Raw genomic sequence first — 25,380 nt, 5'->3', positions numbered from 1 at the left:
AGTCTACCGAACCGTGCCAGTCCGCCGCATGCGCCGCAGCGCGAGGAACGCGAGCGGCGCGAGCAGGGGGACGAGCCGCCATGGAGACCCGCCCTGGGGGTCGATCGCGCAGCCGCCGGACTGCCCGCCGCCGCCTCCCTCGTCCGGCGCGCTGCTCCCCGACGAGGCCGGCCCCCCCGCGCCGGGCCCCCCCGCGCCGGCGCCGACGCTCCCGGACCCGCCGCCGCTGCTCGCGCTGCTGCTCCCGCCCGGCCCGCAGATGCCGGGATCCTCGTCGATCTGGCCGTCGCAGTCGTCGTCGAGCCCGTTGCAGGTCTCGGCCGTCGGCTCGCCGGGCGTGCACGACCCGGGGCTGCACGTGGTCGCCTCGCGCGCGCACATGCCGACGCCGCACACCTCGCGCATGCCCTCGTCGATCCGCTCGTCGCAGTCGTCGTCGATCAGATTGCACGTCTCCGGGGCGTCCGGGTGGACGGTCGGAGCTCGATCGTTGCAGTCGTTCGAGCTCGGCGCATACCCCTCGGGCGGGCATTTCGCCATGACCGTCGCGCCGAAGAACGACCCGTACCCGTCGCCGTCGGCGTCCTCGTACTGCCTTGTGACCTCGAGGTTCTCATCGACCTCGCCGTTGCAGTTGTCGTCGCGCCCGTTGCAGGCCTCGGCCTGGCCGGGGTGGACGTTGACGCTGTAGTCGTCGCAATCGTCACCGAGGACGGCGTGATCCGGAGGCTGGCTGCAATCGACCCTGGGCACGCCGGGGTCGCCGTGGCCGTCTCCGTCGCGATCGAGGTAATACGTCTCTCCTGCGCATCCGTACGCGAACGCGGCGGTGGCCGACGACGCGCCGTCTCCGCGCGAGCCGTTGTCGCCGTTGCCCGCGACGGCCCACACCTCGAAGACCACCCCGCCCGGCGACGGCGGCGCTGTCCACCGCGCGTCGAAGCGCACGACGCCGCCGCTCGCCCGCTTCGGCGCGTCGTGGACGAGCTGGCGCTCGTCGACGAGCTTCGTGCCCTGACCGTCGATGGTGGCGAGCCGGCCTGCGCCGGTGCGCACATAGAGCCCGCCGACGCTGGCGTTCGTTCCCGCGATCGCGACCTGCAGAGTCACCGTCTCGCCGGCCGCCGGGGTCTTCGGGCTCACATCGATGGTGATGCTGGGCGCCGCGCCGCCCGTATGGCAGCCGTTGCACCCGTCCACCGCCGTGCCGTTGCGGCGCGCGTGGGCCTGCGACGCGGCCAGCGTGGTGAGCAGGGCCAGACCCACCGGGAGGACCGGTGAATGGAGCGATGTTCTTCGCATGCGCCTCGGTGCGCAGCCCGGGCTCGCGAGCTCCGCGCGCTCCGCTGCGACGCTCAGGGATAGCCTTACTCCCCGGGCACGACAAGCGCATACGCGCAGAGCGCAACATTGTAGCGCGGCCATCCAGCGCGGCAGTCCTCGGCGTTCTTCGCGCTCCTGCCGCGCTGTCGCGCTCCTGCCGCGCTCCTGTCACGCTCTTGTTGCGCTCTCGCCGCCGCTCGCATCTTCCGAGCAGCGGTGTCGCGATGTGTCCTCCCGTTCGGCGCAACGCGTTATCCGAGCCGGACGTGCTGCGGCCGCGTCACGTCGCAGACAACGCCGTGGTACTTGAGGAGCCCCTCATCCAGGGTCACCACGGTTGCCTCCGCTCCGTGCGCGGCCCACAGGTACACGAGGTCGGTCGCGTTCGCGAACGGCCTGCGGCCGCGCATGCGCCTCGTCAGCAGGCCGAGGAACTCCGTGAGCGCGCCCTCGCCCGCGGGCGCGACGAGCTCGACCTCGAGGCCCGCCAGCGCGGCCAGCGGGCCCGCGCTCGCCGCCGGGGCGCGCTGGGGCGACGCGCGCGACGCGCGCGACGCGGCGAGCCGCTGCTCGGCCACGTACACCTCGAGCCACAGCTCCGGCGGCGCGAGCACGCGCGCCCCGCCCGCGGCGACGGCCGCGCGGGCGCGCTCGAGGAAGGCGAGAGCGTCCGCGTGCCCCGGCTCGGCGGGCCTCATCGAGGCGATGGCGACGGAGCTGTCGAGAACGATACGCATCGCTGCCTCACCGCACCTGCGGAGCGGAAACCCCGCTGTCGGCCCCCGCGCGCTGCCCTGGACGCCGCAGCGCGCAGGGCGGCGGCGGGATGGCACACCCTGGCACGTCGGCGCGGCCCTCGCGGCGAAAACCACGTGTGTTCGCACGGTACATGGCTTGCCTCATGCATCGTTCATGAGATCGTTTCTGCTCCGCATCCTCGTAGCATCCCAGTGGGGGGCGAGCCTCGCGCTGGCCTCCGGCTGTGGCCCGCAGATCGAGTCCGGGTCCAGCTCCAACCCACCTGAAGGCGCGACCTCGTCGTCCAGCTCCAATCCACCCGAAGGCGCGGGGCCCGGCGGGGGCGGCGAGACCGACCCGCCGGACGCCTCGGCGCCGCTGGACCCGTATCCGGAGCCGACCTGCGTCGGGCCGTTTCATGACGGCGGCTATTATGGGCAGTGCTGTTACGAGGTGCACTGCGCGGCGCCTGTCGACGGCGCCTGCCCTGCGGTCGCCGAGGCGCGGCCGCACCTCCAGGGCCTGCCGCCCGGCTCGGGAACGTGCATGTGCGACGGCGACGGCGAGGGCGGGGCCGAGGCGATCCAGGGACCGTACGCGAACCGCGACGCGTCGGACCCGGCGAGCTGCTGCTATCTCGTCGGACATATCAGCTGCGAGGGCCGCCCGCTCCTCGTCGGGGGCGAGCCGCGCGTCGCGCCGCTGTCCCGCGCTCCGAGCGCCTGGTCCCGGACCGACTGGCAGCGCTTCGAGCGCGCGCTCGCGGAGACCGACCTGCGCGCGCTCGCGCCGGCCGCGCGCCGCGAGCTCGCCCGGCGCTGGGCCGAGCGCGGCCAGAGCGAGCACGCCTCGGTCGCCTCCTTCGGCCGCTTCGCGCTCGGCCTGATGGCGCTCGGCGCGCCGCCCCCGCTGCTCGAGGCGGCGCACCGCGCGGCGATCGACGAGGTGCGGCACGCTCGCCTCGCGCTCGCGGTCGCCTCGGCCTACGCCGGCGAGCCCGTGGGCGTGGGCCCGTTGCCCCTCGACGGCGCGCTCGACGACATGGGGTCGCTCGAGTCGCTCACCCTCGCCACCGTGGTCGAGGGCTGCGTGGGGGAGACCCTGTCGGCCGTCGAGGCGGAGGTCGCGGCGCAGGCAGCGGAGTCGCCTGCGGTGCGCATGGCGCTCCAGGTGATCGCCCGCGACGAGGCGCGCCACGCCGAGCTCGCGTGGGCGTTCGTCCGCTGGGCCGTCGCCGTGGGCGGCGCGGGCCTGCGGGATCGCGTCGCCGCGACCTTCGCGCGCGCGCTCGAACAGGTGGGCTCCGCGCCGATCCCCGCCGGCGGCGACATCCCGTCCACCCACGGGTTCGTGCCTCCGGCCGAGCTCCGCCTGCTGCGCCGGCAGGCGATCGCCGACGTGCTCCGCCCTGCCGCCGCCGCGCTCGTCGGCGCGCAGCTCTCCCCGGCGGACCGGGAGTTCAGCGGCGATCGCGGACATGCCCTCCTGAGCGGCGGCGCGACCTACCTGTCGACGTGAGCCCGCTGGGCGGCGCCGCGCTCCGGCGCGCGGCGGCGCCGCCTCGCCCCGGCGCGCCGCCTCTCGCCCCGGCGCGCAGCGCGGCTGCGGCCGTCACCCGCCGGCCGAGGCCGACGCGGCGGGCGCCCCGGTGCCCAGGCCGTGCGGCGCCTCGCTCTCGCGCGCCGGCGCGAGCCCCTCGGCCGCGGCCGCCGCGGCCGGTACTTCCCTGTCGATGCCGCGCCTCGGCTGCCTGTCGCTCTCGAGCGAGGCCGCCTCGGGCGCCTCGCGGCGCTCCCGCCACAGCACGACCATGCCGAGCGCGTAGATCGCGAGCAGCACATAGAGGTTCACCGACACGGCGAGGGGCGGCAAGGGCGCCTTGAAGCGCTCGTAGACATACGGAAAATCGATGGTGGCGAGCGAGATCAGGACCACCAGCGCGCCCATCTCGAGCCGGCGCTCGCGCTTCACGGCCTGGTCGAGCGCGTAGAGCGCGGCCGGGAAGATGTAGAGCACGTGGTGCACGTAGGTGAACGGGCTCGCGATGACCATCGTGACGAGCAGCGGCAGGAGAATCCGGAGCGAGCGCGCAGGCGAGGGGGCGCGGCCGCCCAGCGCGAGCGCGGCGCCGAAGAGGACCAGGATGGTGACCACCGACGCGGCCTTGATGGTGGCGACATCCTGGCCGAACAGCCGCGCGTAGAAGCCGGCGAGCGAGAAGTTCGGCACCGTGCCCGGGTCGAAGAGGCCCGGGATCTTGGACCCGTGCGACATCCGCGGCAGCCGCCGCAGGAACTCCATCCACGCCGGCGCCGCGCCGAAGGGCAGGCTGATCAGCACGAGCGCGCCGAGCCCGGCGCCGAGCCCGGCGAGCGCCCGGAAGCGCCGCTGGATGACCCACGGTATCGCGAGCAGGATCGGCGTGACCTTGATCCCTGCGGCGACCGCGAGGGCGAGCCCCGCGGCGGTGTCCTTGCCCGACAGCGAGAGCGCGAGCGCGGCGCAGACGAACACGAGGACCAGCGGGTTGACCTGCCCCATCGCCAGGCTGTGGCGCAGGTTGAGCGCCCACGCGAGGAAGGCGATGAGCGCGAGCAGCACCGTGGGGATCGCGACCCCGCGCGCAGGGGCGCGCGTGTCCCCCGCCGCGCGCCGGACGGCCACGACGGCGAACGTCGCGGCGAGGCCGTAGCTGACGACGGCCATGCTCGACCACAGCTGCTGCGCGGTGTCCGGGCCGAGGCGCGCGAACCACGAGAAGGTGTGGGCGAAGAACGGCGGATACAGATAGGGGAACGTCGGCACGTGCGGGAGCTGAAGCTCGCTGGCGATCGCCTCGAGGACGGAGACGTCGTAGACGTCGAGCCCCCGGCTGGCCGCGACGGCGGCGGTGTAGAACGACTTGAAGTCGATCGCGACGGGCTGTTTCAGGACGATATCGAGGACGCAGAGCCAGGCGGCGCCCGCGGAGAACGCGAAGACCGCGAGGTAACCCAGGTGCCGGTCCGAGATACGCGCCCTGGCGACGGCGAGGATCGATGTCACGGCGCGGACGACCTGGCGTGAAGGGGCGTGGCGTCGATGATCATGGCGGGTCGCTCGTCTCCTCTGTTGTTCATGCCAGGTGCCGTTCATGCAGGGTGCTCTTCATGCAGGCGTGCTTCCGGCCCCCGGGGCAGCCTGCTTCTCTCGCTCGAGCTCGTAGAACAGCGTGCCGTCGTACATCCGGCGGAGCTGCTCGCGCGTCAGCTTCCCTCCCTTCGCCGCGAGCGCGTAGAGCACCGCCCACTCGCCTGCTGACGCAAGGAAGCCGAACACGTCGAGGAAGTCGCGATCCCCCAGCGTGCGCGCCACGAGCTCGCGCGCGCTCAGGGCGCCGTCGCGGTCCTTGTCCCAGCGCGAGAACAGCTCGTCGAACTTCACCGGGTCGAACCTGCCGTCCTTGTCGTAAACGCCTGTATCGCTCGCGTGCTTGGCGCGGTGGATGTTCGCGAGGGTGATCGAGAGCGTGGGGACGAACGACCGCGACGTCGGGAGCCCGAGCGCCCCGTTGATGACGAGCGCGAACCACGCCGAGAGCACCCGTCCGATGCCGATCGCGCGCAGCCCTTCATAGGTCTCGCGGAGGGTGATGATCCCGTCGTTGTTCCTGTCGAAGAAGGCCGAGTGCATCTCGAGCGCCGTCCTGTCCCCGAGCGCCGCCCTCTGCGCGCCGTACACATCGCTTGTCGCCGTCGCCGACACGAACGCCTCCGGCCCGCGCCCCTCGCCGCGGGCCGCGCGCACCCGCGCGCCTCGCCCCGCGCTCTCTCCGGCCTCGGTCCCGGCGTCGTCGGACGCGTCCGCGGGCTCGCGGGCCCTCGGCTCACCGTTCAGCTCGCTCATGGTGCTCCTGCGGCACGCGCGATCCGCCCGCGCGCCATGGCCGGGCGCGAAAGCACGACGCGGGCCGACGGCGAGCAGCAACACGGAAATGCCGCATCGCAGCGGTCGCACGCCCGGCGCGCCCGCGCAGGGAGCGATGGACCATGAGGCAATGTGCCTCACAGTGGCCAATGGTCACAGCGGCGCCCGCCCGCCTCGACGCGCGCTGCTCCGGCGCGCCGCTCGTCACCCCTGCTGTCGCTTCTGGTCCCTCCTGCGCGACGCCGCGGCTTCGTGTCGGTCTCTGCCCGCCTCTTCGATCTCCGGTCTCCGGAGATTCGCACGCGCCGTGCCGGCGCGACCGTCGGCGCGCGCGTGGTGCTGAGTCGGCGCGCCTGCGACGGCCTGGATCACGGAGCGCGGTCCGGCCCTGGGCTCGATCTTGCTTGGGGCGTCGCCACGAGGTGCAACGATATGGCTACACTCTCGACGTCCGCGTGGGTCCTACATGAGCTCGGTCTGGCCGCGGGGTTCGGCGGCCCTCTCTTCGGCCGGCTCGCATTGCATCAGGCGGTCAGGGATATCCATTCCGAGGCCGAGCGCGGCAAGGTGCTCGCCGACGCCTGGCAGCGATACAACCTCGTCAATGCGATCTCGCTCGGCACCGCCGCGGCCACCTGGTTCATCGGGCGGACGATGATCTCGGGCCGGTCCATCGACGAGGAGACCCGCACCCTCGTGCGCGTGAAGGACATCCTGCTCGGCGCGACGCTCGCGACGAGCGTCGTCAACATGGTGAGCGGAAGGCAGATGAGCGAGCAGGCGCCGGCCCGCGCCGTGCCCGTCCACGACGGCGACACGCCGTCGCCGCGCACGCCCGGGAAGGCCGCGGCGCTGCAGCAGCTCCTCAACGTGATGGGTCCGCTCAACATCGCCCTCACGGCGGGCGTGATCGGCGTGACAACGATCCTCGCCATGAAGTCCGGCCGCTCGACGAAGTGGAGCTTCATCTCCCGGCTCCTGCCCTGAACCGCGCCTCACCGGAGCGGCTCGAGCGCGCCGCGCTCCGCTCGTGATACGATGGCGCGATGAAGGTCATTGCAAGGATGGCGCTCGCCGCGCTCGCCCTCGTCGCCCTGAGCTGCAGCAGCGGTCACGGCGAGGAGGGGTGCCCCGAGCTCTGCGAGCGAGAGGTCGAGTGCCCGGGCGCCACGACCGAGGAGGCCTGCCTCGACCGCTGCGGCGCCGAGACGGAGGCCGCCGAGGAGGCTGGCTGCGAGGACGCGTGGGAGACGTACCTCGAGTGCCGCAATCACGCCGAGGACAACTGCGATCCGGAGCAGTACCTCGAGGAGTGCAGCATCCAGTGGGAGTCGCTGAGCACCTGCCTGGACCGCACGTGAGGCGAGGGCTCCTCTGAGGGCAGCGCCTGCGGCCGAGGGGAGCGCCTCTGGCCGACAGGCGCGCCTCTGGCCGACGGGCGCGCCTGCGGCCCCCGCAGGCCGGTGAGCACCGGCTACCCACGCCGCGGCTACTCGAAGTCGTGGACCGCGCGGCCGCTCGGCAGCTCTTCCGGGATGAGCGCCTCGAGCCGCTTCGGGGTCGCGCGCGGGTCGAGCAGCGCCTCCCCGACGAACGCGCACAGCCAGCCGATCTCTTCCTCCGTGAGATCGATCGGCTGCTGCAGCAGCGGGTCGACGGCGGCGAGGACGGGGGCGAGCGGCCCCATCTGGCCCCGCAGGTCCGGCGCGAGGTGCTCGTTCGTGTACTCCGTCGCCGATCTGTACACGTCGAGGTGGTGGCGGATGGCGCCCTCCAGCGACGTGAACGATCCGTTGTGGAAGAACGTGGGCTGGAGGGCGACGTTGCGCAGCGGCGACGTCCTGAACTTGTACCGGTCGGACGGGTCGCCCGTGACCTGCTCCAGCCCGAAGTCCTCATCGGCGTTGGGACCGTCGAAGACCACGTTGGAGAGCGCCGGGTCGTCCGTCGGCGCGATCTGCGGCACGCCGACGGCGTGCTGCTGGAAATCGCTGAACATCTCGTTCGACTGTCCCGACACCGCGTGGCAGCGGACGCACCCCGCCTCGCCGAAGAAGAGCAGCGCGCCGCGCTTCTGCTCCAGCGTCATCGCCTTCCGGCGGCCGCGGGCGAACCGGTCGATGGGCGCGTCGGCGAACGTGAGCGACACCTCGAACTCGGCGATGGCGGTCGCGATCATCTCGTAGCTGATCGCCTTCCCCCGCTTCACCGCGTCGAAGCTCCGGCCGAACTGGCGGCGGTACGCCTCCACCCGGTTCACGCGCTCCGCGACCTCCTCGCGCACGAGGCCGTGCGACGCCGGCGCCTCGTACCCGGTCATCTCCGTGATCTCCGTCGGCGGGATGAACGCCTGCGCGACGAGCAGGTGCGGCAAGGACGACAGCGACATCCCCTCCGGCGAGGTGAACGAGAAGCCCTGGCGGTTGTCGAACGGGTCGCCGGACACGGCGAAGAACCGCGAGTTCCACATCAGCGCCGGATAGAAGGCCGAGTTGATGACCGTGGGCGCCCGGCGCTGGTTGCGCGGGCCCGCGCGGCGCGGCCCGACGACACCGTTGTTCTCGATGCCGATGGAGATGGACTGGGTATCGGCGAACCCCGCGGTGGGCGAGTGGCACCCGGCGCACGAGTTGTCGTCGTTCAGGCCGAGGATGCTGTCGTAGAACAGCTCACGCCCGAGCTTCGCCAGCGTCTTGTCGATCTTCCGCCCGAGCCGCGACTCCAGCGTCGACTCGATCTCTCCGGTGAACCCGTGCCGGGCCAGCGTCGCCGCGAGCTCCTCGTCGACGGACGAGGCCTTGGCGCGCGCCGGGCGCGCGAGGAGGAGCGTGAGGGTCAGGCACGCCGCCAGGGCGACGAGCGTCCGCCCGATCGAGCGCAGGGTCATGGTGCCTCCAGGTCCCCCGGAGGGGGAGGCGCACTGCGAGGTGCGCCCGTGAGATCAACCAGTCCTGCCCAGATGCTGGCCGAGCGGCGGTGAATCGGATGCTGAAAATCTAGTGTCGCGCGTTGCCAATCGGCAAGACAAATCTCGCGTGATTCAACGGGATCACCGCGTGTCTTTGCATATGCCTGCGTATGTTCGCGTATCCATGGGTATCCACGCGTGCCCGCGCGTATCCATGCGTATCCGCGCGTATGCTCGCGTATCCACGCGTGCCCGCGCGTATCCATCGTATCCGCGCGTCCGGACACCGCGCCACCTGCGGTTGTCGCGCCTACATCCAGGCGGCGGCGCGGCCGCGCCTCGCGCGCCGCGTCGCGCCGGAGTGGCGTCCTTGTAGGTGCGTGGTCGGCGCTCCGCGGCGTTGCTGCGCGCGCGCGCAGCGCGCCTCCGAGGCCGCCTGGTACTCATGCTTTGTGGGGCGCGAGGGGCCGTCGTATGCTCGACGTGATGGGGCGGACAGCACCTCTCGTCGATCCGACGGCGCTCGTCGGGGGCGCGCTCACCGGCGGATACCGGATCGTCCGTGTCCTCTCCTCGCAGGGCTTCGGTGTCGTGTTCGAGGCCCGGAGCCCCGCCGGCCGCCGCGTCGCGCTGAAGGTGCTGCGGCCCGAGGTCGTCACCGAGGACACGCTGTCGCGGCTCAGCCGTGAGGCGAGCGTCACCTCGAAGCTCGACAACGCCCACGTCGTCCCGATCGTCGACGCCGGCCACGACCTCGAGCGCGACCTCGCCTACCTCGTGATGCCGCTGCTCGACGGCACCGACGTCGCCGCCCTGCTCGCCGAGACGGGGCCGCTCTCGCCCGACGTCGCTGTGCAGATCGCGCTCCAGGCCGCCGCCGGGCTCTCCGCGGTCCACGCCGCGGGCCTCGTTTACCGCGACGTCCGCCCCCCGCGCCTCTTCCTCGAGCACCTCCCGGACGGCGAGGTCCTTGTCCGCGTCTTCGGCTTCGGGCTCTCGAAGGGCTACGACACGGCCGTCTCCAGCCCGGGAGGCCCGGGAAAGGCGCAGAGCTCCGGCCACCACCGCGACGCGTCGGGCCCGCGGGACCGCGCTGCCGACGTCCGGGGCGACGTCTTCGGCCTCGCGGCGACGCTCTACGAGATGCTCTGCGGCGTCTGCCCCTGGGCCGAGCTCGACGTCACGCCCGACACCGCCGATCTCGGCCCCGCCGACACCGCCGCGGACGCGCCGCCGTCGTCCTCCCTCGCGCAGCTCCCCTCCATCCAGGACCGCGCCCCGTGGATCGAGGCGCGCCTCGCGACCGCGCTGTCGCTCGCGCTCCACAGCGACGTGGACCGGCGCTACCCGTCGATCGAGGCGTTCGCCGAGGCGCTGCGCGCCGCCTCCAGCGGCGAGGGGCGGATCACCGTCGACATGCTGAGGCCGCTCGATCCCGAGCTGCGCGAGGCGATCGCCGAGCGCGCCGGCGCCGAGACCGATCCGCTCGTCGGCCGCGAGCTCGGCGGCCGGTACGCGGTGCGCCGCCTGATCGGGCGTGGCGGGATGGGCGCCGTCTACGAGGCGGAGTCGCCCGAGGGGCGGCGGGTCGCGGCCAAGGTCATCTTCAAGAGCGCCGTCGGGCAGGACGACCACGCCGTGCGCCGCTTCATCCGCGAGGCGCGCGCGGTGACAGCGATCCAGAGCCCGCACGTGGTGAAGACGTTCGAGCTCGGGACGGATCTGACGCTCGCGACGCCGTTCATCATCATGGAGCTGCTCCACGGCCTCGACCTCGCCAGGCTCCTCCGGATGCGCGGGCCGCTGGAGCCGGCGCCGGTCGTGCGCGTGTTCATCCAGGCGGCGCGCGGGCTCGCCGCCGCGCACGCCGAGGGCATCGTGCACCGCGACATCAAGCCCGCGAACCTCTTCCTTCACGCGCCGTTCGACGCCGTCGCGCACCGCGGGTCGACCTCGAACGCCCCGCCGTCCCGGCGCAGCCACGGCTCGGTCCGCCCGCCGCCGTCCCGGCGCGTCCATGGCTCGGTCCACCCGCCGCCGCCGTCGGGCCAGCGCCGGTCGGGCTCGATGCGGCCGCCGCCGTCCGTCCGCCGCCCGTCCGGCTCGATGCGCCCGCCGTCCTCGAGCGATCGCCGCATCGTCGTCAAGGTCTGCGACTTCGGCATCGCGAAGCGCACCGGCGACGGCGCGTCGCACGAGCTCACGCGCGCTGGCGGCGTGCTCGGCTCGCCGATCTACATGTCGCCCGAGCAGGCGAAGATGGCGAGGGACGTCGACGGCCGCTCCGACGTCTGGAGCCTCTCCGTCTCGCTCTACCAGGCGCTCTGCGGCAGCTGCCCCTGGGATCCGAACGCCTCGCTGGCCGAGCTGCTCGTCGCGATCTGCACCGAGCGCGTGCCGCCGCTCGCCGGGGCCGCGCCGTGGCTCGACCCGGCGCTCGCCGACGTCGTGCACCGCGGCCTGCGCCGCGATCCGGCCGAGCGCTGGCAGAGCATGGAGGAGATGATCGCCGCGCTCGAGCCGCACGCGGACGGCACGGACGTCGTCACGCTCGATCAGCTCCGCGGCGTCGACGCCGAGCGCCGCGCCCGCGCCACCCCGATGGCCGAGCTGCGCCGCGAGTCCAGGCTCTCCCGCTCCGTCGAGGGCGAGGAGCGATCGATCGGCGGCAGCTCGTTCACGGCCGCGCAGGCGGCGCAGGCGCCCGGCGGCGCCGCGCGGCGCCGCCTCGTCGGGGCGGCGGTCACGGCGGCCGCGCTCGCCGCGATCGGCGGCGGCCTCGCCCTGCGCGCCTCGACGATCGACGACGGGCGCGCCGCGCCCGCCGTCGCCATCGAGCCCGCGCCGCCCGCCGCGCCCGCGCCCGCGCCGCTGCCCGCGTCCTTCACCGCGGTCGTGACGCTCCCGGCGGAGGCGACGGTGCGGGTCAACGGCGCGGCGCGCCCGGTGATCGACGGTCGGCTCGACCTGACGGGCAGGGCCGGCGACACGTTCGAGCTCGAGGTGAGCCGCGGCGGCGCGACGACGAAGCAGACGGTGTTCCTGCTGAGCGACGGCAGCCTCCGCCCCGATCGCATCGAGCTCGATCCGCCCGCGCAGGCGCCAGCGTCGGCCTCCGCCTCGGCCCACGCCGCCGACCCTCCGCCGCGCCGCGAGAAGCCGCGCCGCGCCCCGCGCGGCCTCTCCGGCGCGACCGGCGCGACCACGTCGCCCGCCGCTTCCGTGCCGCCGCCGGCCGCGACCGCGGTGGTGCCGGTCGACCGGTGGTGATCCGCCGCCCGCGCGCCCCCCGGCTCTCCTGTGCCGCGTGCGCGCTCGCCGCCGCCCTCGCCGCGCCCCCGGCGCGCGCGCAGGCCGAGCCGTCCCGGCCTGCGCTGCCCGCGCCCGCTGCGCCGCCGGCCGCGCCCGCCGCGTCTTCCGCTGCGCCGCCGGCCGCGCCCGCCGCGTCTTCCGCTGCGCCGCCGGCCGCGCCCGCGCCCTCCGCGTCGCCCGACGAGGCGCTCGCCCGGGCCAAGGAGCTCTTCCAGGCCGGCAACGAGCTGCGCAAGGCCGGCGACTGCCAGCGCGCGCTCGAGCTCTACCTCCGGTCGCGCCAGCTCGTCGCGTCGGTCCCCAACACCCTCAACGCCGCGTTCTGTCTCGATCAGCTCGGGCGCCACGACGAGGCGCTCGAGCTCTACGAGGCGCTGCTCACCGAGCACCGCGCGGAGCTCGGCGAGCCCGAGCGCCGGGGCGTCGCGTCCGCGATCGCCGCCCTGCGCGGGCGGATAGGCAACGTGCTCGTCTCGTCGAACGTCGACGGCCTCGTGCTCGTCGACGGCAGGCCCCGCGGCCGGCTCCCCCTCGCCGGCCCGATCCGGCTGCGCCCCGGCGGCCACACGCTCCGCGTGGTCAAGGACGGCTGGCGCACGTTCGAGGCGATCCTGACCGTTCGCGTCGCCGAGACAACGGCGGTCGACGCGAAGCTCGAGCCGCTCGCCAGCACGGGCCGCCTCAAGATCGAGGACGAGCGGCTCGTCGGCGCCGATCTGTTCGTCGACGGCACGCTGATCGGGCAGCTCCCGTGGGAGGGGTCGCTCGCGCCCGGCCCGCATTTCTACTCGGTGCGCAAGGGCAGCTTCGGCTCCGCGCCGCGCGAGGCGAACGTCGTCGCGGGGCAGCTCGCCGTCGCCACCGTCGAGGCGGGCCCGCTCGGGGAGGAGGTGCGCGTCGTCGCCCAGCCGCTGAGCGCGGCGCTGACGATCAACGGCGTCCCGGTCGGCAAGGGGCAGTGGCGCGGGGCGCTGCCGCTCGGGCGCCACACCTTCGAGGCGCACGAGCCCGGCTACCACGCGCGCACGCTCCGCACGACGATCGACAGGACGACCACCGGCGACATCGTCGTGCCGCTCGCCGTCGACGAGAGCCACCCGCGCTGGGGGCGGAAGGTCGGGCTCTTCCGGCTGGAGGCGGTCGCCGGCTATGCGTTCGCCTCCTCGCTCGAGAGCGACGCCGAGCGGAGCTGCGGCAGCTTCCGCTGCTCCGACGTCTCTCGCCCTTCCGGCGTCCTCGCCGGCCTGCGCGGCAGCTACCAGTTCCCGATCGGCGCCGCCATCGAGCTCACGGCCGGGTACCTCCACCTCGGCACCGAGCTCGTGCGCTCGCTCGACGCGACGTACGCCGATCCGGGCGGGGGCGTACAGCGGCTGCCCATCCGGTACACCTTCCACGACGACCTCCGGATGGCCGGGGTCACCGTGATGGTCGGCGGCAGCTACCACCGCGAGCTCTCTTCCTGGTTCGACGTCGGCGGCGCGCTCGGGCTCGGCGTCGTGCTCGCCGAGGCGAGCGACGAGGTGACGGGCACCGCGTCCGACGACCGGAGGACCGTCGGCGTGGCCGTCTACAACGGGGGAAACGCGGTCCGCCACGCCGCCCCGTTCGCGATGCCCGAGCTCCGGCTGCGGCTCAAGCTCGGGCGGCTCAGCGCCAGCGCGGCCATGGGCGTCGGCTTCGTCCTCGTCGACGGCCCCCCGCTCGAGACGGGCAACACCTACGTGGTCGGCGCCATGTGCGACGAGGAGAGCCCGACGGTCGACTGCGCGCCGGGCAAGAAGGTCGTGTTCGAGGAGCTCGCCCACGGCACGTTCACGATGTTCATGCCGAGCATCGCCGTGGGCTACCGGTTCTGATCGCCCGCGCGGCGATCAGCGGTTCGCCTGGTCCCTCGCGATGCGCGCCTGCTCGCGCACGATGTCGAAGAGGCGCGCCGCGTCGAGCAGCGAGGTCGTGAGCCGGCCGAACTGGATCACGTCGCCCACCGCGACGGCGTGCGGCTCGTTCTCGGCGAGCAGCTTGCCGTTCACCCGGGTGCCGTTCTGCGAGCCGTTGTCGATGAGCACCAGCTGCCCCTGCGCATCCAGCCGGAAGTGCGCGTGCAGCTTCGACACCGAGGGATTGCGCAGCACCACATCGCAGTTGCGCGTGCGGCCCACCGAGATCTGATCGGGATAGGGGTTCCCCTTTGCCTTGGCGATCTCGTACACCTCGCTTGTCGGGCCCGGCGGAGGCGGCGGCTTCCGGTGCGCCGCCGGCGAGGCGGCGACGGTTCGGAAGGCGATCTGCTGGCCGTCGGCGCTGGTCTCGGACACAACGAGGAGCAGGTTTGTCACCCTGCGGACGAAGCGGTCCCGAGGCATCCCACGCGCCAGCTCGATGATGTCCCCTGAGTCTTCCACGTTGCGCCGAGTATAAGCCGATCCGGATCGGCGGATCCGTGGGTGGGCGCACCGCTTCTGTCTCGCGGCGCGCCTGCAGGGTGGGATTCATGTCGCCTGTTGTGTGTCGCTGTCTCGCGCGCCTCGCGACTCCGCAGCCCCGCGCGAGGCGCGCCTTCGCGACACGCCGGCCGGCGTCCGAGCGGCGCTGTCGCGCGATGATGCGATGTCGCGCCAGCGTTGAACTTTGCCGCGTGACGGTAATCTCGCCGGTGGCGCCTCGGACTCCCGCCGGACGATGTCGCTCGAAAATGCCAGGACCTAGCGTACCTTCGGCGCCCATGCACGGACAGGTTCGTGGACGCATCTCGGTCAACCCGCGCGGCTTCGGGTTCCTGAACATCGAGGCCTCGCCGGAGCCGGGCAGGCCGGGCGGGGCTGCCGCGGGCCCGCTGACCGCCTTCGTGACGCCGCCCGATCTCAACCCGTTCCTCGACGGCGACGTCGTGGACGCGACGATCGCGGAGGCGGAGCCGGGCCGCTACAGCGCGTCGCAGCTCGTCCTCGTGCAGCGCGACCGCGCCGAGCTCTTCGGCACGGTCGTGTCGCACGCGAAGCGGCCGCACCTCCGGGTCGATCGCCTCGTGTCCAACACCGACTGGCCGTTCAAGCCGGGCAGCGCCGACGATCTCGCCGAGGGCACGGCGGTCGTCGCTGTCATCGAGGGCGCGGCGGTCGTCCCGGCGCGCGTCGTCGCGCCGGGCGCCGATCTCGGCATCGAGCGCTGCCTTGCCCGCAACGGCGTGCGCGCCGTGTTTCCGGCCGAGCTCGTCGATGCGTCGCGCGCCGCCGCGGCGGCGGTGTCGATCGAGCGCGAGCTCGCGCGCGGCCGCCGCGACCTGCGCGAGCTCACCACGATCACGATCGACGCGCCGGTCACCACGGACATCGACGACGCCGTCGCCGTGCTGCCGGCCGGCCCGGACGGCGCGCTCCGCGTCTTCGTCTCGATCGCCGACGTGGACGTGTTCGTCCCCGAGGGCTCGCCGCTCGACGTCGAGGCGCGCGCCCGGGGCACGAGCGTCTACCTCGCGGGCCGCGTCATCCCGATGATCCCGGACGCGATCTCCAGCGAGGCGGCGAGCCTGCTCCCCGGCGTCGACCGGCTCGCGGTCACGGTCGAGCTGCGCATCGACCCCGAGGGCGGGGTCACCTCGATCGATCTGCACGAGAGCGTGATCCGCTCCCACGCGCGCCTCTCGTACGACGCCGTCGAGGAGTTCCTGACCACGGGCCGCTCCGCGGCCGTCCCCGCGCCGGTCGAGCCGGTCGTGCGCTGGCTCCGCACCGCGGCCGCGCGGCTGTCGACGGTCCGCGCGGCGCGCGGCGGCGTCGAGCTCGACCGCGAGGAGGCGTACGTGACGCTGGACGCCGAGACGCGCGAGCCGACCGGCGTCGCGCCGCGCTCCGACACGGGCGCGCACCGCCTCATCGAGCGGCTGATGGTGGCGGCGAACGAGGCCGTGGCCACATGGCTCGTGGCGCGCGGCCTGCCGTGCGTCTACCGCGTCCACGACGAGCCCACCGAGGATCGCGTCCGGACGCTCGAGCACTTCGCGCACAACTTCGGCATCGAGGCCGGCTTCGGCCCGAACCTCAGCCCCCGCGGCCTCGCGGCGTTCGAGGCGCAGTTCCGCGGCACCGGGCTCGCGCCGGCCATCCGAACCGTGCTCGGCAAGGCGCTCGGCCCTGCCCGTTACACGGCCGCGCCGGGCCTGCACTTCGGCCTGGGCGCCCCGCTGTACCTGCACTTCACCTCGCCGATCCGCCGCTACGCCGACCTCGCCGCGCACCGCGTCGTCAAGCGCTACCTCCAGGGTCACCGCGACCAGCTCGAGGACGCCGAGGCGCTCGCGTCGCTCTCCCACCACCTGAACGCGCGCGCGCGCAGCGCGGCCAAGGCCGAGACGGAGCGGCACCGCATGCTCGTCGCGCGCCTGTTCGCCTCCCGCATCGGCGAGGAGATCGAGGGAAACATCGTGGCCATCAAGCCGTTCGGCCTCGTCGTCCAGATGCTCCAGTCCGGCGCGACGGGCACGATCGCGCTCGAGGCGCTGCCGGGCGGCCCTTACCGGATCGACGCCGCCGCCCAGGCGCTCGTCGGCGCCGACCGCCGCTACGGCGTCGGTGAGCCGATCCGCGCGGCCATCGCGTCGACCAACGAGGAGCTCGGCCGCGTCGACCTGATCCCCGCCGGCGCCCGCGGCGCCTCCGCCTGAGCGGAGCCCGGCCGCGCCGCCTCGGTCCCCGAGCCGGCGTCCGCGGCGCGGATCCCCCGCCGGCGCCCGCGGCGCGGATCCCCCCGCCGGCGCCTGCGGCGCGGATCGGTCAGGCGGCGGCTACGGCGACAGGGTCACGGCGAACACGTCGGTCCCGCTCGCCTGGCGCTCGCCGAGGCCGAAGTCGATCGTCCCTTCGGCCGCGCCGCAGAGCAGGATGACCCCCGTGTCCGCCGTGATCGCCGCGGCGTTCGACTTCTGGTTGCCGGCGGCGCCGAGCACCTTGCCCCAGAGGTGATTGCCCTCCGGATCGAGCTTCACGACGAAGGCGTCGAAGCCGCCGCCGCCCGGGAGCGCCCCGCCGCCGAGGTCGACGACGCCCTGGACCGAGCCGGTCACGATGATGTTGCTCTCCGCGTCCGCGACGACCGACGCGCTCTCCTGCGGGCCGTCTCCGGCGAACCACCGCGCCCACACGGGCGTGCCGTCGGGCGCGAGCGACACGACGAACGCCGTCTGCACATCGTTCGTGGGGAGCGTGCCCGCCGGGCCGAAAGCGAGCGAGCCCGTGTACGTCCCCGTCACGATCACCGCGCCGGACGGGGCGGCGGCGATCCCGTTGCCCGCCTGCGACGACGTGTCGCCATAATCCGAGAGCCAGACGCCGTTGCCGCCGCTGTCGAGCTTCGCGACGAACAGGTTCGTCCCGAGCCCGTTGTTCCTCACCTGACGGGACCCGATGGTCAGGGTGCCGTAGTACCTGCCGGTGAGGAACACGCTGCCCTCGGCGTCGACGGCGACGCCGGTCGCGAACTGGCCCGAGCTGTCGCCGTAGATCCTCGTCCACAGGACGGCGCCCGACGGATCGTACTTCCGCACGAAGATGTCGGTCTGGCCTGCGCTGGTGGCGCAGACCGGGACCGGCGGCGCCGAGCAGACGAGCGATCCGCTGAAGTAGCCGGCGATCACGATGTTCCCCGTCCTGTCCACCGCGATGGAGCGCAGCGTCTGGTCCGCGGCGTCGCCGATCTGGCGCGCCCAGCGGGGGACGCCGTCCTTGTCCAGCGTGCCGACGAAGCTGTCGAGCGCGTGGGTGCTGCTCAGCGTCGCGTTGCCGAACATGAACGAGCCGTAGAACGTCCCGCCGATCACGACGTCATCGGTCGGGGTCAGGGCGAGCCCGTTGAGCGTCTCGGCGCCGCTGCCGCCGAACCTCTTGCTCCAGCGGTGCTTTCCGGACGGGTCGAAGCTCGCGACGTACACGTCGGCGGTCCCGATGCTCACCAGGGTATCGCCGCCCAGGTTGATGCTCCCCGAGAAGGTGCCGGCGACGTAGAGGTTGCCTTGCGTGTCGACGCCGGCGCCGGTCGCGCTCTGGATGCTCGAGTCGCCGAAGAGGTCGGCCCAGAGCGGCGCGCTGCACGCGAAGCCGTCGCAGTCCTCATCGGTCTCGTCCGTGCACGTCTCCCGCGCCGGCGTGATCTCGCCGCTGCACGGCCGCCACGCCGTCCCCGAGATGTCGCACACGCGCAGCCCCGCCGCGCAGAGCCCGACGCCGTCCGTCCCGTCGGGGCCGTTGTAGCAGGCCTCGATCTGCCCCGGCTCGCACACGCAGCCGGCGTCGGCCTCGTTGGTCTCGCCGTCGCAGTCGTCGTCCCCGGAGGTGCCGCAGTCCTCGGGCCCGGGGACCACGGCGCCCTCGCACGCGCCGAACGCCTGGCCGTCCGGCTGACACCTCCGCACGCCCGCCTTGCACGCGCCGACGCCCTCGGTGCCCGCCGGGCCCGGATAGCAAGGCTCCTCCTCGCCGGCGCTGCAGGCCGGCGCGCCGCCGCTGCCCCCGCTGCCCCCGCTGCCGCCGCCGCTGCTGCTGCTCGCGTCAGGTCCCGGGTCGAACGGCGGCGCCGGGTCCGAGCACGCTCCCGACACCGCGAGCACGAGCGCAGACCCGACGAACGTCGATCGAGCGCGCAGGCATGTCCTCGTGACCATGAGGGGGCGGAGCTCCATGTTCGGCGATTCTGGCTTCAGTCGTCGCGTGATTTTCTCGACCGCTGCGGCTTGGGAAGCTGGAGGATGAACGTGGCGGCGGGCGCGGGGCTCGGCTCGTCCCGGCGTATCGCCTCCGGCTTGCCTTCCTCATCGCGCGGCGGCTCATCGGTGCTCTCCGACGGAGAGAGCTGGGTCGGTCTGGTGCTCGCGCTCTGGGCGGGCAAGAGGTCGCGTTGCAGCGCGTCGTCCCTGGGCTCGTCGCGGAGCGCCATCCACAGCGCGAGCACGCTCGCGATCACGAGCGCCGCGCTGCCGATCGCGAGCAGGATCACGAGCTTCGGCGGCTGCTTCGGCGAAGCGCGGCGCGGGCTCCAGCCCGCGGCGGACTGCTCGCCGTACGGCGCGCTGGCGCTGTGCGCTGCGGGCGCGCCGTAAGAAGCGCCGGTGCCGTGCACCGAGGCGCCTGTGTTGTGGAGCGAGGCGCCTGTGCTGTGGAGCGAGGCGCCTGTGTTGTGGAGCGAGGCGCCTGTGCTGTGGAGCGAGGCGGGCGCGCCGTGCGTCGCGCTGGCGCTGTGCGCTGCGGGCGCGCCGTAGGATGCGCCTGTGTTGTGGAGCGACGCCGGCGCGCCGTAGGCCACGCCGCTGCCCTGCAGGGGGGCGCCTGTGTTGTGGAGCGAGGCGGGCGCGCCGTGCGTCGCGCTGGCGCTGTGCGCTGCGGGCGCGCCGTAGGATGCGCCTGTGTTGTGGAGCGAGGCGGGCGCGCCGTGCGGCGCGCTGGCGCCGTGCGCTGCGGGCGCGCCGTAGGGGGCGCCTGTGTTGTGGAGCGACGCCGGCGCGCCGTAGGCCACGCCGCTGCTCTGCAGGGGTGCGCCAGTGTTGTGGAGCGACGCCGGCGCGCTGTGCGGCATGCTGGCGCCGTGCCGCGACGCGGGCGCGCCGAGCGCTCCGGCCTGACCCGCTCCCGTGTTGTACAGGGCCGACGGCGGCCCGCTCGCCGCGCCGGCGCCGCCCTGCGCCATGCCGGGGTGGCCTCCGTGCGCCTGGGCGGCATCCATGGCGCCCGCGGGCCCGGGCGCCGCCATCGTGGGCGCGTCCCACGACGCGGTCGCGCCGCGGCTGCCCGGGCTCGGCTCCGGCGCGATCGCGGGCGCCGAGCCCCCCTCGTTCCACCGCGGGCCCGACGCGGCCGCCGGCCTCGGCTCGGCCGCCGCCTCCTGCGCGGCGGCGGCGGCCGCGAGCATCGGGGACAGCTGCGGCGCGCCCGCCGACGGCGCGTCGCCCGCCGCGAGGCGCGCCGTCGCGTGGGGCGGCGGCTCCCCGCGCAGCAGCGCCCGGATGTCCCCCTGCATCGTGCGGGCGTCCGGGTAGCGCCGCTCGCGATCGAACGCGAGCGCCCTGTCCACGACGACGCACAGCCCGTGCGGCGCCTCCGGCGCGACGCTCGCGAGCGGCGGCGCCGCCATCGTCGCCATCTTCACGAGCAGCTCGGACTCCGTGCGCGCCTCGTGGATGCGCCGCTTCGCGACAACGCGGAACATCGTCGCGCCCGCGGCGAAGAGGTCTGCCCTGTGGTCGACCGAGATGCCGCGCACCTGCTCCGGGGCCATGTACGACACGGTCCCGAGCGTCGCGCCGGTCCGGGTCCGCATCGCGGTCTTCACGCCGTCGCGCATGCGCGCGATGCCGAAATCGAGCACCTTCAGGCGCCCCGTCGTCTCGACGAAGAGGTTGTCGAGCTTGATGTCGCGGTGGATGATCCCCCGCTCGTGCGCCGCGCCGAGCACGTCGAGCAGCTCGTCCATGAGCCGCAGCATCTCGCCTGTCTCGATGTTGCCGAGCCGCTGGAGCCGGTCGGCGAGCGACTCGCCCTCGAGGAGCTCCATCACGAGGAACGGCGCGCCGTCCTCGGTCATGTCGATGTCGCGGATCTCGACGACGCCGGGGTGATGGAACTGATTGACCGCCTGCGCCTCGCGCTCGAACCGGGCGCGCAGGTCCTTCGAGCGCGCCACCTCGGGGTGGAGGATCTTGATCGCCTCGCGCCGCCCGATCTTGTGGGTCGCGGCATAGACGGCGGCCATCCCGCCGATCCCGAGGAGACGATCGATCGTCCATTTGCCCCGCAGGGTGGTCCCCACGCGCCTTTCGCAGGCCGCCCTCTCGTCGTCCATGCCCCGATCGAATGTCACAGCGCCCGGGATCGAGGTCAAGGTGAGAGCCGCGGCGGAGGCGACATCGCCCGCGTCCCCGCGCCGACGAGGCTGCCTGCGGCCCGGCTCAATCGGGGACCGGGTACACGCCGTCGCGCACCCAGGGATCGAGGGTGCGCCGGAACGGCGCCTCGGTGCGGAGCCCTGCCAGCACGGACGCGAGCCCCCACTGGAGCCGATTCACGAACGTGAAGTCCTGCGGCATCTTCGGCACGTGGGGGATGGTGGGCACCTTCTCTCCCTGCTTGAAGGCGAGCCCCCGGATGCCGCGCGTCAGGTACGCCACAGTCTCGCGCGCCTTCTCCGGAGAGCACTGCCAGTTCCCCTGCGCGCAGAGCGGGACCATGAGCTCCATCGTGTAGCTCCGGTAGAGGTCCCAGCTCTCGTCGTTCGGGTCGTAGCCGAGCACCTCCACGCACGCCCGGTCGAACTCCTTCCAGTCCGCGTCCATGGCGGCCCGCATGTAGCGCTTCATGCCCGCCACGAGGTCGGGCGGGAGCTCCTTCACGCACCCGAAATCGAGGATCGTGACCCGTCCATCCTCGTGGAATCGGTAGTTGCCCGGGTGCGGATCGGCGTAGAGCCAGCCGTACCGGAGCATCGAGCGGAAGGTGAAGCGCCAGATGGCGAGGCCCGCGCGGTTCTTGGCCTCCTGGCTTCCGCGCTCGCAGAACTCGGCGTAGCTCATGCCGTCGACGAGCTCGAGCGTGAGGACGCGCCGGGTGGTGAGGCTGTGGTGGATGCGGGGGATGGAGATGTCCTCGTCCCCGGCGTTCATGCGGCGGAACAGGTCCGCCATCTCGGCCTCGCGCGCGTAGTCGAGCTCGGACAGGAAGACCTTGCGGAGCTCGTCGACGGTCTGCCGTGCGTTGAGCTTCTTCGCGATGGGCGCCATCATCGTCTCGAGCATCGAGATGCTCTTCAGATCGTTCTCGATGGCCCTGTCCATGCCCGGGTACTGCACCTTGACGGCGACCCGCTCCCTCGATCGCGTCGTGGCCCGGTGCACCTGCCCGATGCTCGCCGCGGCGAACGGCTCGCGCTCCCACGCCGCGAACACCTCGTGGGGCGGGGCGCCGAGCTCCTGGACGACCATCTGCTCCGCGGCCTCGGGCGACAGGGGCGGCGCCTTGTCGAGCAGCTTCTTCAGCGCCGCCTGGAACTTCTCCTCGTACCCCGGCGGCGCGAGCCCGTCGATGTAGCTCGCCATCTGGCCGAACTTGAGCGGCAGGCCCTTCATCTCGCCGAGCGTCTTCAGCATCGCCTCGGCGGTCTTCTTCACCTCCTGGGTCATCCTCCGCCGCGCCTCGGCCTCTTCCTCCTCGGTCCGGGGCGCGCCGAGGGCGCGCTTCGCGCCCTCGATCGCGAACGGGATCGTGCGGGGCGCGAGGCCGGCGAGGCGCGCGAGGCGCCCCAGCTTGGAGGTCGGGGGTTTGTCTCTGGGTTGGTCTTCGGCCATGCGGGACTGACTCGTGAGGATAGCGGTGTCGGGCGCGGAAAGGTCACGCGCCCGCGCGGCGCTTCGGGGCCGCGCGGATCTTTGGAACAGGCCAGAGCGACACGGTGTTCCTGAGCTGCTGAGCTTGCTCCGGGGAGATGTCCCCCTCGACGTGGACCCGGGGCCGCCGGTCCTCGACGACGACCCGGACCGCGCCGCGGCCGACCGGCGCGGCGCGGAGCACGTCGACGATATCGTCGAGCAGCCGTTGCGGCAGCCGGCCCCGGAGCAGCCGGACGTTCCGCCCCTCGACGCGCACGTAAAATAGCTCGTTGGCCCGGAGGAGGGCCACGACGAGCGGGACGGCCACGGCGAGCAGGGCGAGGGGGATCAGGAGCGACATGCGTGGCCGCCCACGACGAGCGCGCCTTTGCCTGGCTCGCCGCGGGGCCTGGATCGTGGACCGGTGCCGGCCGTTGTCAACGCTGGGCGCGCCGCGCGCCCGCCGCCCGGGCGGCGGGCGCAGCTCGGCCGTGAGGCCTGGTCAGCGCGGCGCGCGGTGCCTACCTTATCGTCCATGACGAGCGCCGCGCCCCAGCCTGCAGCCATCGACCCGCGCCTGGATCTCCACGACGAGATCAGCCGCCTGAAGCGGGAGAGGAACGCCGTCCTCCTGGCCCACTATTACCAGGACGGCGAGATCCAGGATCTCGCAGACTTCCTCGGCGACTCGCTGCAGCTCGCCCAGCAGGCCAAGAAGACGACCGCCGACGTCATCCTGTTCGCGGGCGTGCACTTCATGGCCGAGACGGCGAAGATCCTGAACCCCGACCGCATCGTCGTGGTCCCCGACATGCAGGCCGGCTGCTCGCTCGCCGACGGCTGCCCGGTCGACCGATACCGTGCCTGGCGCGCCCGCCACCCCGGCGCGGTCGCGATTTCCTACATCAACTGCTCCGCCGAGGTGAAGGCGGAGAGCGACTACATCTGCACCTCGTCGAACGCGGAGAAGATCGTCCGCGCGATCCCCGAGGGGCAGGAGATCCTCTTCGCCCCCGACCGGAACCTCGGGCGCTGGCTCATCGAGCGGACGGGTCGCCCGATGCGCCTCTGGCAGGGGAGCTGCGTCGTGCACGAGACGTTCAGCCTGCGCAAGATCGTCGCGCTGCGCGAGCGCCACCCCGACGCGAAGCTCATCGCGCACCCCGAGTGCGAGGAGGCGATCCTGCGGATGTCCGACTACATCGGGTCGACGACCGCGCTGCTCAAGTACTCGATCGCGGACGACGCGACGAAGTACATCGTCGCGACGGAGAGCGGCATCGTGCACCAGATGCGCAAGGCGTCCCCGCAGAAGGAGTTCATCGAGGGGCCGCCGGAGGGCAACTGCGCCTGCAACGAGTGCCCCTTCATGCGGCTCAACACGCTCGAGAAGGTCTATCTCGCGCTGCGCGACCTCGCCCCGCGCCTCGAGATGGAGCCCGCGCTGCGCGAGCGCGCGCGCGTGCCGATCGATCGCATGCTGGCGCTGAGCTGAGCGCGCGCACGCTGGCGCTGAGCTCAGCTTGCGCACGCTGGCGCTGAGCTCAGCTTGCGCACGCTGGCGCTGAGCTCAGCGCGCGCACGCTGGCGCTGAGCTCAGCTCGCCGCGCCGTTCAACGTTCCCGACGTTGCGGGCACGCGTGGCGGCGCAGGGTGCAGATGTTCGTCCGCTCGCACGTCGTCGACAGCGTGAGGTCGCGGCAGGGGCGCCCCTTCTCGTGGGGCCGCTCGCGGGTCGCGCGTGCGGGGTGCGGGCGCGGCTCGTGGGCCACGGCGCAGTCGTGGTCCCCCTCGCACGGCACGGGCAGCACGCGGAGCAGCGCGCACGCGCCGGCGTCGCAGTAGCAGACGATCCCCTGGTCCGTGACGGGCGGCTGCCGGTTCAGCCTGGGATCCGCCCCGCATCGCTCGGTCGCCGGGTCATACCCGCAGCCCGTGTCGTCCGTGCAGGCGGCCGGGAGCGCCTTCGTTTCGGCCGGGTGCGCCAGCGCTGCGCTCGCGTGCGCCTGCGCTGCTGTCGCACCCGGGCTGGCGCGCCCCCGATCCTCGTCGTCCCGATCGGCGGGGTCGGTCGGTCCAGCGGCGCGCGGCGTTCCGCGGTCGCCGTGCTCCTCCAGCGCCGCCAGCGCGGCCGCGGCGGGCGAGCGCGCCGCGGCCGGTGCGCGTCGCGTCGCGGTCGCCTCGCCGCATGCCGGCGAGGCTGCGGCGAGCGCGACGGTGAGGGCCAGCCGCCTGCCGCGCGCGCTGAGGACGTCGTTCACAGCACGAGGGAGAGGCCGAGGGTCTGGATGAACGAGCCCCGGGCCTGCGGCAGCGCGCCGATGGTGCGCCGTCGCCCCTGGGCGTCGATGGCCTGGCCGGGTCGGGTGGCGTCGCCGCCCCGGCCGAGCAGGAACGCACCCGACGTCTCCAGCTCGATCGTGAGCCAGTTCCGGATGAGGTCGAACGACACCCCGACCCCGAGCGGGATCTCGACGTACGAGGCGCCGCGCTCGCGGATGGTGAACTCGCCTGCCGGCTCGTGGACCCGCATGCGACCGACGTAGAACCGATCGTAGCCGATGCCGACCGACAGCCACGAGCGGGCGCGCTCGCTGAGCGGCAGCGTCGGCGCGAAGCGCGCGCCGAGCGCGATGGTGCGCACCGAGGGCGCGCCGTCCTCGCGCGGCTCTGCGGTGATCGCGCCGGGCTGCGAAAGCGCGCCCGGGGCGAGCGCCAGCGCGTGCTCGGCGTGCACGAAGAAGGCGGAGAACCTCAGGTGATCGAGGATCTCCCAGCGCGCGTGGAATCCGAGCCCGATCGCGGGCTTCAGCCGGACCCGCGTCAGGTTGCCCTCGGTGTCGCGCGA

Annotated in this window: 19 protein-coding genes (1 of these 19 only partly in view); 7 read left to right on the top strand and 12 right to left on the bottom strand. The window is 73.4% G+C overall.

From position 1 onward, the window contains the following. Window positions 1-3: 3 nt before the first annotated feature. Together WMF24_RS38565 and WMF24_RS38560 are read right to left on the bottom strand one after the other, a co-directional pair. Window positions 4-1,302, bottom strand: a complete 1,299-nt coding sequence (locus WMF24_RS38565; protein ID WP_437732445.1) for a putative metal-binding motif-containing protein — start codon at window positions 1,300-1,302, stop codon at window positions 4-6. A gap of 272 nt (window positions 1,303-1,574) precedes the next feature. After that, complete coding sequence (locus WMF24_RS38560; RefSeq protein WP_437732444.1) at window positions 1,575-2,060, bottom strand: PIN domain-containing protein; 486 nt, start codon at window positions 2,058-2,060, stop codon at window positions 1,575-1,577. A 175-nt stretch (window positions 2,061-2,235) separates the two neighbouring features. On the opposite strand from WMF24_RS38560, the gene WMF24_RS38555 reads away from it, so the two are divergent. Beyond that, the gene (locus WMF24_RS38555) at window positions 2,236-3,579 is read left to right on the top strand and encodes a hypothetical protein (protein ID WP_437732443.1); all 1,344 of its coding nucleotides are present in this window, start codon (window positions 2,236-2,238) and stop codon (window positions 3,577-3,579) included. 93 nt (window positions 3,580-3,672) lie between these two features. Here the strand turns inward: WMF24_RS38555 and WMF24_RS38550 are convergent, their stop codons facing one another. Both WMF24_RS38550 and WMF24_RS38545 read right to left on the bottom strand, forming a co-directional pair. Beyond that, window positions 3,673-5,106 (bottom strand): glycosyltransferase family 87 protein, encoded by a 1,434-nt coding sequence (locus WMF24_RS38550; protein ID WP_437732442.1) that lies wholly within the window; start codon window positions 5,104-5,106, stop codon window positions 3,673-3,675. Between the two features lie 102 nt (window positions 5,107-5,208). After that, window positions 5,209-5,946: a caleosin family protein gene (locus WMF24_RS38545; protein ID WP_437732441.1), complete on the bottom strand. Its 738-nt coding sequence runs from the start codon at window positions 5,944-5,946 to the stop codon at window positions 5,209-5,211. A gap of 453 nt (window positions 5,947-6,399) precedes the next feature. On the opposite strand from WMF24_RS38545, the gene WMF24_RS38540 reads away from it, so the two are divergent. Next, entirely contained in the window at window positions 6,400-6,954 is a 555-nt protein-coding gene (locus tag WMF24_RS38540) for a hypothetical protein (protein WP_437732440.1), read from the top strand. Between the two features lie 59 nt (window positions 6,955-7,013). Beyond that, window positions 7,014-7,328, top strand: a complete 315-nt coding sequence (locus WMF24_RS38535) for a hypothetical protein (RefSeq protein WP_437732439.1) — start codon at window positions 7,014-7,016, stop codon at window positions 7,326-7,328. 128 nt (window positions 7,329-7,456) lie between these two features. Here the strand turns inward: WMF24_RS38535 and WMF24_RS38530 are convergent, their stop codons facing one another. Continuing rightward, window positions 7,457-8,854 (bottom strand): cytochrome-c peroxidase, encoded by a 1,398-nt coding sequence (locus WMF24_RS38530; protein WP_437732438.1) that lies wholly within the window; start codon window positions 8,852-8,854, stop codon window positions 7,457-7,459. Between the two features lie 507 nt (window positions 8,855-9,361). On the opposite strand from WMF24_RS38530, the gene WMF24_RS38525 reads away from it, so the two are divergent. After that, complete coding sequence (locus WMF24_RS38525; RefSeq protein ID WP_437732437.1) at window positions 9,362-12,145, top strand: serine/threonine-protein kinase; 2,784 nt, start codon at window positions 9,362-9,364, stop codon at window positions 12,143-12,145. Beyond that, window positions 12,139-14,046, top strand: a complete 1,908-nt coding sequence (locus tag WMF24_RS38520) for a PEGA domain-containing protein (protein WP_437732436.1) — start codon at window positions 12,139-12,141, stop codon at window positions 14,044-14,046. Before WMF24_RS38525 ends, WMF24_RS38520 begins: the two co-directional genes overlap by 7 nt. Window positions 14,047-14,061: 15 nt before the next feature. On the opposite strand, the gene WMF24_RS38515 is transcribed toward WMF24_RS38520, so the two are convergent. Next, window positions 14,062-14,592 (bottom strand): FHA domain-containing protein, encoded by a 531-nt coding sequence (locus WMF24_RS38515; protein ID WP_437732435.1) that lies wholly within the window; start codon window positions 14,590-14,592, stop codon window positions 14,062-14,064. A gap of 320 nt (window positions 14,593-14,912) precedes the next feature. Here WMF24_RS38515 and WMF24_RS38510 point away from each other — a divergent pair, with 320 nt between their 5' ends. Beyond that, window positions 14,913-16,850 (top strand): ribonuclease R family protein, encoded by a 1,938-nt coding sequence (locus WMF24_RS38510; protein WP_437732434.1) that lies wholly within the window; start codon window positions 14,913-14,915, stop codon window positions 16,848-16,850. Between the two features lie 120 nt (window positions 16,851-16,970). Here the strand turns inward: WMF24_RS38510 and WMF24_RS38505 are convergent, their stop codons facing one another. The 4 genes from WMF24_RS38505 to WMF24_RS38490 form a co-directional block, all read right to left on the bottom strand. Beyond that, entirely contained in the window at window positions 16,971-18,860 is a 1,890-nt protein-coding gene (locus tag WMF24_RS38505) for a hypothetical protein (protein WP_437732433.1), read from the bottom strand. Window positions 18,861-18,877: 17 nt separating this feature from the next. After that, window positions 18,878-21,013 (bottom strand): protein kinase domain-containing protein, encoded by a 2,136-nt coding sequence (locus WMF24_RS38500; RefSeq protein WP_437732432.1) that lies wholly within the window; start codon window positions 21,011-21,013, stop codon window positions 18,878-18,880. A 106-nt stretch (window positions 21,014-21,119) separates the two neighbouring features. Further along, window positions 21,120-22,511 (bottom strand): ABC1 kinase family protein, encoded by a 1,392-nt coding sequence (locus WMF24_RS38495; RefSeq protein ID WP_437732431.1) that lies wholly within the window; start codon window positions 22,509-22,511, stop codon window positions 21,120-21,122. Between the two features lie 43 nt (window positions 22,512-22,554). Then, a complete protein-coding gene (locus tag WMF24_RS38490) occupies window positions 22,555-22,893 on the bottom strand; it encodes a DUF3634 family protein (protein ID WP_437732430.1) in 339 nt (112 codons plus the stop codon). A 174-nt stretch (window positions 22,894-23,067) separates the two neighbouring features. Here WMF24_RS38490 and nadA point away from each other — a divergent pair, with 174 nt between their 5' ends. Continuing rightward, window positions 23,068-24,027: a quinolinate synthase NadA gene (gene nadA / locus WMF24_RS38485; protein ID WP_437732429.1), complete on the top strand. Its 960-nt coding sequence runs from the start codon at window positions 23,068-23,070 to the stop codon at window positions 24,025-24,027. 118 nt (window positions 24,028-24,145) lie between these two features. On the opposite strand, the gene WMF24_RS38480 is transcribed toward nadA, so the two are convergent. Together WMF24_RS38480 and WMF24_RS38475 are read right to left on the bottom strand one after the other, a co-directional pair. Further along, on the bottom strand, window positions 24,146-24,793 hold the full coding sequence (locus WMF24_RS38480; RefSeq protein WP_437732428.1) for a hypothetical protein: 648 nt from the start codon (window positions 24,791-24,793) through the stop codon (window positions 24,146-24,148). Further along, window positions 24,790-25,380: the 3' portion of a hypothetical protein gene (locus WMF24_RS38475; RefSeq protein WP_437732427.1), read on the bottom strand. 243 nt of this gene lie beyond the right edge of the window; 591 of the gene's 834 nt are visible here — the last part of the coding sequence; the start codon falls outside the window, past its right edge; its stop codon occupies window positions 24,790-24,792. The genes WMF24_RS38480 and WMF24_RS38475 overlap by 4 nt, the downstream gene beginning before the upstream one ends.

The sequence above is a fragment of the Sorangium sp. So ce1335 genome (assembly GCF_051521615.1).
Taxonomy (GTDB): domain Bacteria; phylum Myxococcota_A; class Polyangia; order Polyangiales; family Polyangiaceae; genus Sorangium.
The sequence above is the reverse complement of the archived record's forward strand: the minus strand, read 5'-3'. Positions and strand labels throughout refer to the sequence as shown.

Excerpts from the sequence above, each read along its gene's own strand:
- WMF24_RS38530 (WP_437732438.1), bottom strand. The coding sequence starts at position 8,854 with ATGACCCTGCGCTCGATCGGGCGGACGCTCGTCGCCCTGGCGGCGTGC.
- WMF24_RS38545 (WP_437732441.1), bottom strand. The coding sequence starts at position 5,946 with ATGAGCGAGCTGAACGGTGAGCCGAGGGCCCGCGAGCCCGCGGACGCG.
- WMF24_RS38490 (WP_437732430.1), bottom strand. The coding sequence starts at position 22,893 with ATGTCGCTCCTGATCCCCCTCGCCCTGCTCGCCGTGGCCGTCCCGCTC.
- WMF24_RS38560 (WP_437732444.1), bottom strand. The coding sequence starts at position 2,060 with ATGCGTATCGTTCTCGACAGCTCCGTCGCCATCGCCTCGATGAGGCCC.
- WMF24_RS38535 (WP_437732439.1), top strand. The coding sequence starts at position 7,014 with ATGAAGGTCATTGCAAGGATGGCGCTCGCCGCGCTCGCCCTCGTCGCC.
- WMF24_RS38505 (WP_437732433.1), bottom strand. The coding sequence starts at position 18,860 with ATGGAGCTCCGCCCCCTCATGGTCACGAGGACATGCCTGCGCGCTCGA.
- WMF24_RS38565 (WP_437732445.1), bottom strand. The coding sequence starts at position 1,302 with ATGCGAAGAACATCGCTCCATTCACCGGTCCTCCCGGTGGGTCTGGCC.
- WMF24_RS38510 (WP_437732434.1), top strand. The coding sequence starts at position 14,913 with ATGCACGGACAGGTTCGTGGACGCATCTCGGTCAACCCGCGCGGCTTC.
- WMF24_RS38540 (WP_437732440.1), top strand. The coding sequence starts at position 6,400 with ATGGCTACACTCTCGACGTCCGCGTGGGTCCTACATGAGCTCGGTCTG.
- WMF24_RS38495 (WP_437732431.1), bottom strand. The coding sequence starts at position 22,511 with ATGGCCGAAGACCAACCCAGAGACAAACCCCCGACCTCCAAGCTGGGG.
- WMF24_RS38555 (WP_437732443.1), top strand. The coding sequence starts at position 2,236 with ATGAGATCGTTTCTGCTCCGCATCCTCGTAGCATCCCAGTGGGGGGCG.
- WMF24_RS38525 (WP_437732437.1), top strand. The coding sequence starts at position 9,362 with ATGGGGCGGACAGCACCTCTCGTCGATCCGACGGCGCTCGTCGGGGGC.
- nadA (WP_437732429.1), top strand. The coding sequence starts at position 23,068 with ATGACGAGCGCCGCGCCCCAGCCTGCAGCCATCGACCCGCGCCTGGAT.
- WMF24_RS38500 (WP_437732432.1), bottom strand. The coding sequence starts at position 21,013 with ATGGACGACGAGAGGGCGGCCTGCGAAAGGCGCGTGGGGACCACCCTG.